General features: G+C 64.7%; 11 protein-coding genes. 5 read left to right on the top strand and 6 right to left on the bottom strand.

What is annotated here, in order from left to right:
- The 4 genes from LCL94_RS12385 to LCL94_RS12370 all read left to right on the top strand — a co-directional run bounded on the left by LCL94_RS12385 (nt 1) and on the right by LCL94_RS12370 (nt 5,206).
- The gene (locus LCL94_RS12385; RefSeq protein ID WP_412070783.1) at nt 1-867 is read left to right on the top strand and encodes an alpha/beta fold hydrolase; all 867 of its coding nucleotides are present in this window, start codon (nt 1-3) and stop codon (nt 865-867) included.
- 25 nt (nt 868-892) lie between these two features.
- Complete coding sequence (locus tag LCL94_RS12380) at nt 893-2,386, top strand: MFS transporter (RefSeq protein WP_224832458.1); 1,494 nt, start codon at nt 893-895, stop codon at nt 2,384-2,386.
- Nucleotides 2,387-2,447: 61 nt separating this feature from the next.
- A complete protein-coding gene (locus tag LCL94_RS12375) occupies nt 2,448-4,199 on the top strand; it encodes an N-acyl-D-amino-acid deacylase family protein (RefSeq protein WP_224832457.1) in 1,752 nt (583 codons plus the stop codon).
- Entirely contained in the window at nt 4,196-5,206 is a 1,011-nt protein-coding gene (locus LCL94_RS12370) for a zinc-dependent alcohol dehydrogenase family protein (RefSeq protein ID WP_224832456.1), read from the top strand. Before LCL94_RS12375 ends, LCL94_RS12370 begins: the two co-directional genes overlap by 4 nt.
- Here LCL94_RS12370 and LCL94_RS12365 read toward each other — a convergent pair.
- From LCL94_RS12365 to LCL94_RS12345, 5 genes are all read right to left on the bottom strand, one after another.
- A complete protein-coding gene (locus LCL94_RS12365; protein WP_224832455.1) occupies nt 5,203-6,282 on the bottom strand; it encodes a DUF2855 family protein in 1,080 nt (359 codons plus the stop codon). The two genes, LCL94_RS12370 and LCL94_RS12365, sit on opposite strands and share 4 nt — an antisense overlap.
- Before the next feature lie 58 nt (nt 6,283-6,340).
- On the bottom strand, nt 6,341-7,465 hold the full coding sequence (dnaN, locus tag LCL94_RS12360; protein ID WP_224832454.1) for a DNA polymerase III subunit beta: 1,125 nt from the start codon (nt 7,463-7,465) through the stop codon (nt 6,341-6,343).
- A gap of 156 nt (nt 7,466-7,621) precedes the next feature.
- On the bottom strand, nt 7,622-8,374 hold the full coding sequence (gene fabG, locus LCL94_RS12355; RefSeq protein ID WP_160609051.1) for a 3-oxoacyl-[acyl-carrier-protein] reductase: 753 nt from the start codon (nt 8,372-8,374) through the stop codon (nt 7,622-7,624).
- Nucleotides 8,374-9,312, bottom strand: a complete 939-nt coding sequence (gene fabD / locus LCL94_RS12350) for an ACP S-malonyltransferase (RefSeq protein WP_224832453.1) — start codon at nt 9,310-9,312, stop codon at nt 8,374-8,376. The genes fabG and fabD overlap by 1 nt, the downstream gene beginning before the upstream one ends.
- Before the next feature lie 26 nt (nt 9,313-9,338).
- On the bottom strand, nt 9,339-10,178 hold the full coding sequence (locus LCL94_RS12345) for an LD-carboxypeptidase (protein WP_224832452.1): 840 nt from the start codon (nt 10,176-10,178) through the stop codon (nt 9,339-9,341).
- Nucleotides 10,179-10,231: 53 nt separating this feature from the next.
- Here LCL94_RS12345 and LCL94_RS12340 point away from each other — a divergent pair, with 53 nt between their 5' ends.
- Complete coding sequence (locus tag LCL94_RS12340) at nt 10,232-11,659, top strand: glutamate ligase domain-containing protein (RefSeq protein WP_224832451.1); 1,428 nt, start codon at nt 10,232-10,234, stop codon at nt 11,657-11,659.
- A gap of 3 nt (nt 11,660-11,662) precedes the next feature.
- On the opposite strand, the gene LCL94_RS12335 is transcribed toward LCL94_RS12340, so the two are convergent.
- On the bottom strand, nt 11,663-12,631 hold the full coding sequence (locus tag LCL94_RS12335; RefSeq protein WP_224832450.1) for a DUF808 domain-containing protein: 969 nt from the start codon (nt 12,629-12,631) through the stop codon (nt 11,663-11,665).
- Nucleotides 12,632-12,702 lie beyond the last annotated feature (71 nt).

Genomic DNA, 12,702 nt, shown 5'->3' with positions numbered 1-12,702 from the left:
GTGAGCGCATCGAACAAGGGAAGCCTGACCGCGACGGTCGAGATGATCGAAGCAGGCGGCAGGTCGTTGCGCGTTGCGCACTGGCGACTGGACGAGAAATCGGACCACCCGCCAATCCTGTTCTTCAACGGCATCGGCGCCAATATCGAAGCGGTCGCCCCGCTCGCCGAAATGCTGACCGAGCGCGGCTTCGTCATGTTCGACATGCCCGGCACCGGCGAAAGCCCGGACCCGGTCATGCCCTACAACCCCTTCACCATGTGCTGGACCGCCTCGCAGGTCCTCGACCACCTCGGCGTAGAGCTGTGCGACGTGATGGGCGTGTCCTGGGGCGGCGCGATGGCGCAGCATTTCGCGCTCCAGCATCCCAAGCGCACCCGCAGGCTCGTGCTGGCCGCAACGACCCCGGGCATGCTGATGGTGCCCGGCAATCCGGCGGCTCTGTCCAAGATGGCGGACCCGCGCCGCTACATCGATCCCGAGTTCATGAACGAACACTTCGCCACGCTTTACGGCGGCGTGGACCGTGACGGTGCGGCACACCAGAAGGACAGCCATATCGGCCGCCTCAAGCCGCCTTCGCCGCGTGGCTATCTCTACCAGCTGCTCGCCATGCTCGGCTGGACCAGCCTTCCCGCCCTGCCCTTCCTTTCGAAGGAAGTGCTCATCATGATGGGTGACGACGACCAGATCGTCCCGCTGATCAACGGCAGGATCCTGACCTCGGCTATCCGCAATTCACAGCTCAAGGTGCTGAAAGGCGGCGGTCACCTGTTCCTGCTGACCCATGCCGACGAAAGCGTGGAGGCGCTGCGTGACTTCCTCGACGCGCCAGAGACACCCGAAGAACTAAGCCGCGCCGCCTGAACGGGGCAACGGGGTCGGGAGGGGAATGACGATAGCCACCGATCCCGCAGTTGCCGCCAATCCTCTGGCCAGCCAGCCGGTCCGCCACTCGACCGGCGAAGGCGGTGCGCTCGGCCGGACTGGCCTTGCGTGGGCCAGCTTCGAATGGGCTCGCAATCCCTATTACATCCTGATCGTCATCTACATTTTCGCACCCTATTTCGCGCGCGACATCATCGGGGCGGACCTGCTGGCAAGCGGTACGCTGGATGGCCTTCCGCCTGAAGAGGCCCGTGCCGCCGCCAATGCGCAGGGACAGGCGACGATCGCATCGGTCACGAAATGGGCAGGCCTGATTGCCGCGTTGACGGCCCCGTTTCTGGGGGCAGCGCTGGATCGCGGCGGGCGGTTGAAGCCGATCCTCGCCATTTTCCTCGGCCTGATTACGCTGTGTTCGGCAATGCTGTGGTTTGCCATGCCGGGCGGCGAAGGCCTGCCCGTCGGCATGATCATGGCGCTGCTGGTGATCGCCTATGTCAGCTATACCTATTCGGAAGTCACCCATAACGCGATGCTGAGCGTGTCGGGCGAACCGCGCAGGCTGGCGATGATTTCCGGCCTTGGCCTGGGCCTCGGCAATGGCGCGGCGACGCTGATCTTTGCAGCCATCGCCCTGCTGTTCGTCCTGCCCGCCATGGTCGGCTGGCCCTTTGCCGAGCCGCAATTCGGTCTCGACCTTACCAAGTTCGAGCACGCCCGGCTCGCAGGCCCGATCTGCGCCGTGTGGCTGGCGCTGTTTTCGATCCACTTCTTCCTCCATGCGAAGGATCCCGGCGTACCCGGCGCAAGCTGGCGAGCCGCGTTCCGTGACGGGGCGCGCAGCGTATGGCGCACGGTGCGCGAGGCGGCGACGTACCGCGAGCTGCTGAAATTCCTCGTCGCGCGGATGTTCTATGCCGACGCCATGGCCGCCCTGCTGGCGCTGGGTGCGGTCTATGTCGCGCTGTTCCTCGAATGGAACTTCCTCGAGATGCTCTGCTACGCGATCTTCGCCAGCGCCTGGGCCTTCGCAGGCGGCATTTTCGGCGGCTGGCTGGAAGAGAAAGTGGGCGTCAAACGCGCGCTCGCACTCGAAATCTTCGCGATGATCGTGGTCGGCCTGTTCCAGCTCAGCATCACGCGGGACAGCCTGCTGTTCGGCACGGTCGCGAACTTCACGGTCTGGGATGGTGTCGTCTTCCCGACGCTTTCCGACCTCGTTTATCTCTGCTCGATCAGCGTCATTGCCGTGACCGCCACTGCCAGCATCTCGTCCAGCCGGACCATGCTCGTCACCCTTGCTCCGGCCGGGCGCAGCGGCGAGTTCTTCGGGCTCTATGCCATCGCCGGCACCATCACAGTCTGGATGGGTCCGCTGCTGGTAGAACAGTTCACCCTGTGGTCGGGCGACCAGCGCATCGGCATGGCCGCCATCTCGCTGCTGTTCGTCGTCGGGCTCGGCATTCTGCTCGCGGTGCGGATGCCCGAGCGGACTCCCTAAAGCGCGCTAGACATATCGGTTGCAATGTGGAACCTTCTCTTCCGAGAGAGAGGATCACCACATGCCCACATTCGATACGATCATCCGCGGCGGCACCATCGTCGACGGGACCGGCGCAGCGCGTTTCACCGGCGACATTGCCATCAAGGACGGCCTGATTGCCCAGGTCGGCACAGTCTCCGGCGACGCGGCGGAAGAGATCGATGCGGCAGGCCTGCTGGTGACGCCGGGCTTCGTGGACATCCACACGCATTACGACGGCCAGGCAACCTGGGACCAGGAGATGGCTCCGTCCAGCTGGCATGGCGTCACCACGGTCGTCATGGGCAATTGCGGCGTCGGCTTCGCTCCGGCCAAGCCCGACAAGCACGAATGGCTGATTGGCCTGATGGAAGGGGTCGAGGATATCCCCGGCACCGCGCTGGCCGAAGGCATGAGCTGGGACTGGGAGACCTTCCCCGAATACCTCGATGCGCTCGAAAAACTGCCGCGCACGGTCGACGTGGGCACCCATGTCCCGCACGGCTCGGTCCGCGCCTACGTACTGGGCGACAGGGAGCGTCCGGGCGCCATTCCGACCGAGGATGACATCGCGAAGATGTCGGCCATCGTCGAAGAAGGCGTGCGCGCCGGCGCGCTCGGTTTCTCGACCTCGCGCACCGTGCTTCACCGCGATGTCGACGGGGAGGTCGTGCCCGGCACCACGGCCACTGCGGAAGAACTGGTCGAGATCGGCCGCGCCATGGGCCGCGCGGGTCACGGCGTGTTCGAAATGGCCAGCGACATGATGCGCGAATGGGACGAGTTCGGCTGGATGGGCAAGCTGAGCCGCGAAACCGGCCTTCCCGTCACTTTCGCCGCGCTCCAGTCCATCGCCAAGGAAATGCCGCTCGACGAGCAGATCGCTTCCATGCGCGCGGAGAACGACAATGGCGCGAACATCGTCGCCCAGATCGCGCTGCGCGGAAACGGCATCGTCATGGCGTGGCAGGGCACCGTCCACCCCTTCCGCCTCAAGCCAAGCTGGCAGGAAATCGCCGAGCTTCCGTGGGAGGAGCAGAAGGCGAAGCTGCTCGACCCGGAATTCAAGGCCAGGCTCCTTTCAGAGCAGCACGACTTTTCCGAGGTCAACCAGGACATCATCGGCCTGATCATGGTCGTGTGCGGCGGCTGGAACATGCAGTTCGAGATGGACCCGGACTTCAATTACGAGCCGACTGCCGAGGAAAGCATCATGGCCCGCGCTGCCAAGGCAGGCGTTTCGGGCGATGAATACGCCTATGACCTGCTCTGCCGCGACGATTGCAAGGGCTTCATCTATCTGCCCATCCTCAATTACGCGGACGGCAATCTCGACTTCCTCCACGATCTCCAGCACGCCGACGACACGGTCAATTCGCTGTCGGACGGCGGCGCGCATTGCGGGACGATCTGCGATGCCGCCTCGCCCACCTTCATGCTGCAGCACTGGGTTCGCGACCGTTCGCGCGGTACGATCGGGCTGGAAAACGCGATCAAGCGCCAGTGCGCCGATACCGCAAGGCTCTATGGCCTCGAGGATCGCGGCGTCCTTGCCCCCGGCTATCTCGCCGACATCAACATCATCGACATGGACCGGCTGAAGCTGGGCAAGCCGTGGCTTGCCTTCGACCTGCCTGCGGGCGGCAAGCGCCTGCTCCAGAAAGCCGAAGGCTATGTCGCCACGATCAAGAACGGCGTCGTGACCTTTCGTGAAGGCAAATGGACCGGCGAAGCGCCGGGCGGGCTGATCCGCGGTCCGCAACGCGCCGAACTGGCGGAGGCGGCAGAATGAAGGCGATCCGCACCGGCGCATCGCCCTCCACCCTCGAAGCCCTCGAATTCGTCGATATCGACGCCCCCGCCGCGCCGGGGCCCGGAGAGATCACGGTTGACCTGAAGGCCAGTTCGCTCAACTACCACGACTATGCCGTCGTAAAGGGCATGATCCCGACGCAGCAGGGCCGCATTCCCATGTCGGACGGCGCAGGCACGGTCAGCGCGGTCGGCGAAGGCGTTACCGAGTTTGCAGTCGGCGACCACGTGGTCAGCACTTTCTTCCCCGACTGGATAGACGGGGATCCGCCGCAGACCGCTTTCACCCGCGTGCCGGGCGACGGGATCGACGGCTATGCCTGCGAGAAGGTGACCGCGCCCACCCACTGGTTCACCCGCGCTCCCGCCGGCTACAGCCATGCCGAGGCAGCGACGCTGACCTGCGCGGCGCTGACCGCATGGCGCGCGCTGTTCGTGGACTATTCGCTCAAGCCTGGCGACACCGTGCTGGTCCAGGGGACCGGCGGCGTGTCGATCTTCGCCCTGCAGTTCGCCAAGGCGGCAGGCGCAACGGTCATCGCCACCAGCTCATCCGGCGAGAAGCTGGAGCGTGTGAAGGCGATGGGTGCCGACCACCTCATCAATTACCGCGAAACCGAAGCCTGGGGCGCACAGGCGCTGGCCATCACCCGTGGCCGCGGCGTCGACTGTGTAGTGGAAATCGGCGGCGCCGGCACGCTCGACCAATCGATGCTGGCGACCCGCGTAGGCGGCCATGTGGCGCTGATCGGTGTTCTCGCTGGCTTTGCCGGGCCGGTGCAGACCGCCCTGCTCTTCTCAAAGAACCTCAAGGTCCAGGGCCTGACGGTGGGCAGCCGCAAGATGCAGCAGGACATGATCGCCGCCATCGAGGCGAACGGCATCAGGCCGGTCATCAGCGACACATTCCCGCTGGAACGGCTCGCCGATGCGTTCCGCCACCAGGAAAGCGGCGGTCACTTCGGCAAGATTGCCATCGAAATCTAGGGTTCGATCACGATTCCCTTGGCGGGATCGACCTTGCCGCCAAGCATCTCGACGAAGACGTCGCGCGCCGCGCCGAGGCCCTGGTGACGCTCGATCTCGATCGAGCCGCCGGCGTCCTCAAGGAAGCCGTGCCAGCTTTCGGCGACCATAGCGCCAGCTTTTTCGGGGCCGTGTTCCTTGAACAGGGCGACGGCATGGTCAGGCGCAAAGAACAGCGTGGGCGTCGGTCCGGGAAGGCTCGTACCGCCGCCAAGGCCGCCGCCGCGCTCTTCGATATGGGTCGCGCCGACGAGGCAGGAGTATTTCAGCGCGTCGCCGAAATGGTGATGCAGCTGGCCGAGCAGTCCGGCATTGCCTGCGAAATCGACGGTAACGCTGGGCTCCGGCAGGATGCTGGAAACCTCGTCATAGGACAGCACCTCGTCATAGAGACCGCTGGCCTTCACGAAATCGACATTGCCGGCTGAAGTCAGGCCGATACGACGGACGGATGGCGAGCGGCGCTTGGCAACGCTGGCCAGCCCCATGGCGGTCTTGGACGAAGCGCTGGTCAGCACGACCTGCCCTGCCCCGAACCAGTCCTGCGAGCGCATGAAATACTCGATCAGGAAACCGGTCTTGAACAGCGGCCCGAAGATCATCCGCTCACCTTCGCGCGCCGGATCGTGTTCGGGATCGGCAGCGAGGCGCGAATACTGGTTGTAGATCGGGCTCATCGGCTGGCGGTGCGGCGCCATGTCGACGAAGCCCGACGCGCTTACCTTGCCCGGGATCACGTCGAGGTGGCTCGCCATGGGAAGGTAGCCGTAAACCCGCTCACCCACCGCGAAATCTGGGCTGTTGCTTTCGACGACGCGCGCATGGCCCCACATGGGCACGATGCCCTTGCCTTCGGGTGCGGGGAAGAAATTCCAGTAGCCGAAGCCGTCGCCGACCACGGCATAGGTCACGTTGTTAGCCGTGACCGAAAAGCTCTCGACCGCCAGACGCACGCCGCCATCGGCCAGCGCGCCCGCGTCCATATCGACCAGTTCGGCACTGGCCAGTTTAGACTTGTCGACGTGAACCTGCTGCATGGCGTCTCTCCTTCTTGCGGGGAGAGACGCTAGCGGCAGGAATTGGCCTTTGCGAGGATTAAACCCGCATCGGCATCAGGACGTAGAGCGCGGGGCTGTTGTCGTCCTTGCGGATCAGCGTCGGCGCGCCTGCGTCGGCCAGGTGGATTTCCACCGAGTCGCTGTCGATCTGGCCGAGAATGTCCTTGAGATAGCTGGCATTGAAGCCGATTTCGAACCCGTCCGCGCCATATTCGGCGGGCAGTTCCTCGGTCGCGGTGCCGTTGTCGGGCGAGGTCACGGTCAGCACGACCTTGTCCTTTTCGAGACCCATCTTCACCGCGCGGGTCTTTTCCGTAGCGATGGTCGCCACGCGGTCGACGCCTTCGTGGAAGGTGCGCGGATCGAGCTTCAGCAGCTTGTCGTTGCCGGTCGGAATGACGCGCGAATAGTCCGGGAAAGTGCCGTCGATCAGCTTGCTGGTCAGGACTACACCGCCTTCACCGCCAAGCGTGAAGCGGATCTTGCTCGCCGACAGGTCGATCTGGACGTTGCCGTCCATCTTCTCTTCCAGCAGCTTGCGCAGTTCGGCCACGGCTTTGCGGGGCACGATGACGTCGGGCATGCCTTCCGCGCCTGCCGGGCGCGGCAGGGTGAAACGGGCAAGGCGGTGGCCGTCGGTCGCCGCAGCCTTGAGCACCGGCTGGTCTTCGTCCGACACGTGCAGGAAGATGCCGTTGAGATAGTAGCGCGTTTCCTCGGTCGAGATGGCGAACCGCGTGCGGTCGATCATTTCGGCAAGCGTCTTGGCCGGCAGTTCGAAGCTGGTCGGCAAGTCGCCTTCCACGATCACCGGGAAATCGTCGCGCGGCAGCGTCGGCAGCGAGAAGCGGCTGCGCCCGGCCTTGATCGCCATGCGATTTTCCGCGGTTTCGAGGCTGACCTGGCTACCTTCGGGCAGCTTGCGCGCGATGTCGAACAGCAGGTGGGCCGAAACGGTGATCGCGCCGGACGATTCCACGCTGGCGGCATCCATGTGCTCCACCACCTGCAAATCGAGGTCGGTCGCCATGACCTTCAGCCCGTTGCCTTCGGCTTCGATGAGCACGTTCGACAGGATCGGGATGGTGTTGCGGCGTTCGACGACCGACTGCACGTGGGAGAGACAGCGCAGCAGCGTTGCGCGTTCGATAGTGGCCTTCATGGGTCCTTCTTTCGTCCCTGTTGGGCGCGCGAAGGGCCGGAATCGCCCCTGAGCGCCGGAATACGGATATCCACCCTAGCGGGGCGGTATGCGGGGGCAAGGCTTGAGCGCCCTGCCAGCCCGCTACATGACCGATTCCTTGGGGATAAAAGGGGTTTATCCCATCATCGCCATGCCGCCGTTCACATGGATGGTCTGGCCGGTGACATAGGCCGCCTCGTCGCTGGCGAGATAGGCCACGGCAGCGCCGATCTCGTCACCCTCGCCCATGCGGCCCATGGGAATGCGCGAATTGATCGCGCCCTTCTGGTCGTCGGTCAGCGCATCGGTCATCGCCGTGCGAATGAAGCCCGGTGCGACGCAGTTCACCGTGATGTTGCGGCTGGCGAGTTCCTGCGCGAGGCTCTTCGACATGGCAGTGAGGCCGCCCTTGGCCGCAGTATAGTTCATCTGGCCCGGATTGCCGGTGTGGCCGACCACGCTGGTGATCGAGATGATGCGACCGCCCTTGGCCTTCATCATCGGACGCGCGCTGGCGCGCATCAGGCGGAAGCTCGCCTCGAGGTTGATGCGGATCACCTCGTCCCATTCCTCGTCCTTCATGCGCATGGCGAGGTTGTCGCGCGTAATGCCGGCATTATTGACGAGGATGTCCATCCGGCCGAGCGTGTCGACGGTCGCCGGGATCAGTTCTTCGACCTGCTTCGTGTCGGACAAATTGCAGGTGATCTCGACATGGTCGTGCCCGAATTCGTCGTTCAGCTCCTCGCGGAAGGCGCGCAACTTGGCCGCGTTGGAGCCCGACAGCGCGAGGCGGGCGCCCTGGCGAGCAAGAGCGCGGGCGATCGAGGAACCGATGCCGCCGCTGGCGCCGGTAACGAGGGCGGTCTTTCCTTCGAGGCTGAACATCATGCGTTCTCCTTGGCGAAATTCTCGAGGTCTTCCATGGTGACGAGGCTGATGGTGGTCGCCTCCTTGTCGATGCGCCCGACCATCGGGCCGAGCACCTTGCCGCCCAGTTCGACGAAGCGTTCGATACCTCCCTCGCGCATGGCGATGACGCTTTCGCGCCAGCGCACGCGGCCGGTGACCTGCTCGACCAGCAGGTGCTGTTCCTCGGCAGGATCGGTGACGCGCGAAGCGGTCACATTGGCGAAGATCGGGACGGTGAAGGCCGAGGGCGCGGTTTCCGCCAGCGCGGCTTCCATCCGGCGGGCGGCCGGCTCCATCAGCGAACAATGGAAGGGTGCGGATACGGGCAGCTTGATGCCGCGCTTGATCCCGTGATCCTTGGCCAGTTCGATGGCGCGGTCGATCGCTTCGGCATGGCCGGAAATGACGACCTGCGTGGGATCGTTGTCGTTGGCGACTTCGCACACCTGCCCTTCGGCAGCGGCAGCGGCGAGCGCGGTTGCCTTTTCGATATCGGCCCCCAGCAGCGCGGCCATCGCGCCCACGCCGATCGGAACCGCGTCCTGCATGGCGATACCGCGCAGGCGCAGCAGCTTGGCGGACTCGGCAAGGCAGAAAGCGCCCGCCGCGCACAGCGCGCTGTATTCGCCGAGCGAATGGCCCGCGACGCAGGCGGCCTTGTCGGCCAGCACGACGCCGAATTCCTTTTCCAGCACGCGCAAGGTGGCAATCGAGTTCGCCATGATCGCAGGCTGGGCGTTGGAGGTAAGCGTCAGTTCGCCTTCAGGCCCGTCCTTCATCACGGCGGAAAGCTTCTGGTTCAGCGCGTCGTCGACTTCCTCGAACACCTCGCGGGCATGCGCGCTGGCCTCGGCGAGGTCCACGCCCATGCCGACCTTCTGGCTTCCCTGTCCGGGAAAGATGAATGCAGTCATGTTACTCTCCTGTTCGGGAGCGGCGCTTAGGCCCGTGTGCCGCGCGCCTCAAGGCCGAAGGGCACGATCCTGTTGGTAGCGGTGTGCCCGATCTCGGCGCGGCCGAGATAGGGAATGCCGCTACGGCTGCACCAGTCCTGCGCAATTTCCACTACCGTAGCGCCGAAAGGCCGGTCGTTTTCGGGGATGGCCGTGACCTCGCCCAAGCGGATGCCTGCCACGCCTCCCAGTTGCGCAGTGACGTGGAAGAACAGCCGGTCGATGGCATATTCATGCTCGGCAACCTCTTCGACCAGCACCTCGTGCCCCGAAAGGTCCGGCATGAAGGGCGTTCCGAGCATCATGGCGAGCGTGTAGAGATTGAAGGCGACCGCAGGCGTTTCGCCAAGGCCGGGCTCAAGTCCGCCATCGTCGCCGCCGAACCATGCGAGCACGCGGCGGATGGCTTCATCCCCGCCCTCCCGCGCCAGGTCGCAAGGCATGGGCGCATGGACCGCATGGCCGAGGGAATTGCGGTAGAGCGCGCCCAGCAGGGTCCCGCAGTCCGAATAGCCGACATAGGCCTTGGCCCGCGCCGCCTCATTCGCATGGTCGAGGAAACCTTGCGTGATGCGGTTCGACCCGTAGCCGCCCTTGGCGAACCAGATCGCGTCAACGGACGCATCGTTCGCGCATTCGAGCAAGGCAGCGAGGCGGAGTTCGTCGGGTCCTGCGAAATGCCCTTCCTCGACGAAACACTGTTCGTGGAAATGCAGCTCGAGGTCCGGAAACTCGGCAGCAGCCAGCGCGGTCACGCGCTCCGCATATTCGCGCTTCAAAGGCGTTGCGGGGGCGCAAATGGCGACTTTTCGGACGGGACGGTGCACGCCTGCGTCATGCCTGCTTGTCTTGGCGGCTGCAACTGCATAGCGAGACCGCGATGACTGACTTCCCCAGCCCCGAAGACCTGTTTGCCCGCCCGTTCTTCTTCGTCGGGATCGGCGGATCGGGGATGCTACCGCTTGCGCAGATCCTGAAAGGGCGCGGTTGTAGTGTGGCGGGTTCCGACCGCAGCCACGACCAGGGGCGCACGCCGGTCAAATTCGCCGCGCTGGAACGGCAGGGCTTCGCACTCTACCCGCAGGACGGCAGCGGGATCATCTCGGGCGAGCAGATCGTCGTCGCCTCGGCCGCAATCGAGGACACGGTTCCGGAAATCCAGCGTGCCACGGAGCTCGCCTGCCTGCGGCTTACCCGGGCAGAGCTCAATTCGATCCTCTTCAACACCAGCGGCGCCGGCCTCGCCGTCGCTGGGACGAGCGGCAAGTCAACCGTCACCGGCATGCTCGGCTGGATCCTTGAGGCAACCGGACGCGCGCCGACCATCATGAACGGCGCCGTGATGAAGAACTTCGTCTCGCCCGATCGGCCTTTCGCCAGCGCGGTCGTGGGATCGCAGAGCCTCTATGTCAGCGAGGTGGACGAAAGCGACGGGTCCATCGCACTCTACCGCCCGGCAGTAGGCGTGCTGCTCAACGTCAGCCTCGATCACAAGAGCATGGAAGAATTGCGCCAGCTGTTCGGCGACTACCTCTCGCGCAGTCGCATTTCGGTGATCAATGCCGACGATCCCGAAGCGCTCGCCCTGCTGCCGCATGCAAAGGAAGTCATTACTTTCGGCATCGAGCAGGACAAGGCTCAGATCGGCATCGTCCCCGACAGCATCGCCGAAGGGCCGGTGCGCCAGGCGGCGCTGGTCATCGACCGGCACGACGGCAGCCAGTATCCTCTACGCCTCGAAATGCCCGGCCGGCACAACCTCGCCAATGCCCTCGCCGCAATTGCAGCTGCCGCCGCCGCCGGTGTTCCGGTGCGGGATTCGGTGCAGGCGCTCGCCGGTTTCAAGGGCCTTGCGCGCAGGTTCGACATCGTCGGCACCACACACGCAGCCATTACCGTGATCGACGATTTCGGGCACAATCCGGAAAAGTGCGCCGCCACCTTGCGAACGCTGAAAGCGCATCCGGGCCGCGTGATCGCCTTCTTCCAGCCGCACGGCTACGGCCCCTTGCGGCAGATGGGCGCCGAACTGGCCCAGACCTTCGCCGCCGAACTTGGTGACGACGACCTCGTGATCCTGTCCGACCCCGTCTATTTCGGCGGGACCGTCGACCGCAGCGAGGGGAGCGAGCGCATCATCGCACTGATCGGCGAAGCTGGCGGCCATGCCGAGCATGTCCCTGCCCGCAAGGATGTCGAGGACCGGCTGGTCAGCATGGCGCGCCCGGGCGACCGTATCGTGGTCATGGGCGCGCGCGACGATACGTTGAGCGAATTCGCCCAGCGGGTGTTCGAACGCCTTTCCTGACTGTCAGTGCGCTTCGGCGCCTTCGCCCACGCCGTGGCCGAAGCCCAATACCTTGTGCAGCACGAAGACGATGACGAAGCCGAGCATCAGCCCGAACAGGGCCGAAATTACTGCATAGGTCAACCAGCCGAGGAAGCCCGAAAGCGCTCCGGTCGCGGCTTCGACCGTGTGCTGGATCCCGTGCGCCCAGTCGGACGGGCCGTGGATGCCGATTTCATGCAGCCCGTGAAGGACGATCCCGCCGCCGACCCATAGCATGGCGATGGTGCCGATGAACGACAGCGCCGCCAGCAGCCAAGGCATCGCCCGGAGCAGGAACTTGCCGAAGTTCTGCGCGGTGCTCGATTCCCTTTTCGCCAGATGCAGGCCGACGTCGTCCATCTTCACGATCAGGGCTACGGCGCCGTAAACGATGACCGTGATAGCGATGCCGACCGCCGCAAGCGCCGCGGCACGCACCCAGAAGCTGTCGGTCATGGTGGCAATCTCGTTGAGCGAGATGGCCATGATTTCAGCCGACAGGATGAGATCGGTGCGAACGGCGCCGTTCACCCGCTCGCGCTCGAACTGGACCGGATCGGAAATCGCATCGTCGAGCGTCTTGCCGTGCTTTTCGCCGCCCAGTTTCTCCAGCACCTTTTCCGCGCCCTCGAACGAAAGGTAACTGCCGCCGAGCATGAGGATGTAGGTGATCGCCTGGGGCAGGAACCAGCTGAGCAGAAGCGCGCCCGGAAGCAGGAAGATAAGCTTGTTGCGCAGGCTTCCCTTGGTGATCTTCCAGATGATCGGCAACTCACGCGCAGGATTGAGGCCCGTGACATAGGACGGCGTCACCGCTGCATCGTCGATGACCACGCCCGCAGCCTTGGTGCCTGCCTTGCTCGCTGCGACGCTGACATCGTCCAGCGATGCGGCCGCAGTGCGGGCGATGACCGAAATATCGTCAAGAAGCGCTACAAGTCCGCCGGGCACGCATTATCTCCTCAGTTTCACGGGCAACGGCCCCCTGCCCCGCACGTTCCGCCCCGGCAAGGGGAGAGTTT

The sequence above is a fragment of the Qipengyuania gaetbuli genome (assembly GCF_020171365.1).
GTDB lineage: Bacteria > Pseudomonadota > Alphaproteobacteria > Sphingomonadales > Sphingomonadaceae > Qipengyuania > Qipengyuania gaetbuli_B.
Note: the sequence above shows the minus strand (reverse complement) of the source record. Positions and strands in the feature narration are given on the sequence as shown.

What these genes read in the sequence shown, in the direction of transcription:
- LCL94_RS12340 (WP_224832451.1), top strand. Translation starts at nt 10,232, where the DNA reads ATGACTGACTTCCCCAGCCCCGAAGACCTGTTTGCCCGCCCGTTCTTC.
- LCL94_RS12380 (WP_224832458.1), top strand. Translation starts at nt 893, where the DNA reads ATGACGATAGCCACCGATCCCGCAGTTGCCGCCAATCCTCTGGCCAGC.
- fabG (WP_160609051.1), bottom strand. Translation starts at nt 8,374, where the DNA reads ATGTTCAGCCTCGAAGGAAAGACCGCCCTCGTTACCGGCGCCAGCGGC.
- LCL94_RS12365 (WP_224832455.1), bottom strand. Translation starts at nt 6,282, where the DNA reads ATGCAGCAGGTTCACGTCGACAAGTCTAAACTGGCCAGTGCCGAACTG.
- LCL94_RS12370 (WP_224832456.1), top strand. Translation starts at nt 4,196, where the DNA reads ATGAAGGCGATCCGCACCGGCGCATCGCCCTCCACCCTCGAAGCCCTC.
- LCL94_RS12375 (WP_224832457.1), top strand. Translation starts at nt 2,448, where the DNA reads ATGCCCACATTCGATACGATCATCCGCGGCGGCACCATCGTCGACGGG.
- fabD (WP_224832453.1), bottom strand. Translation starts at nt 9,312, where the DNA reads ATGACTGCATTCATCTTTCCCGGACAGGGAAGCCAGAAGGTCGGCATG.
- dnaN (WP_224832454.1), bottom strand. Translation starts at nt 7,465, where the DNA reads ATGAAGGCCACTATCGAACGCGCAACGCTGCTGCGCTGTCTCTCCCAC.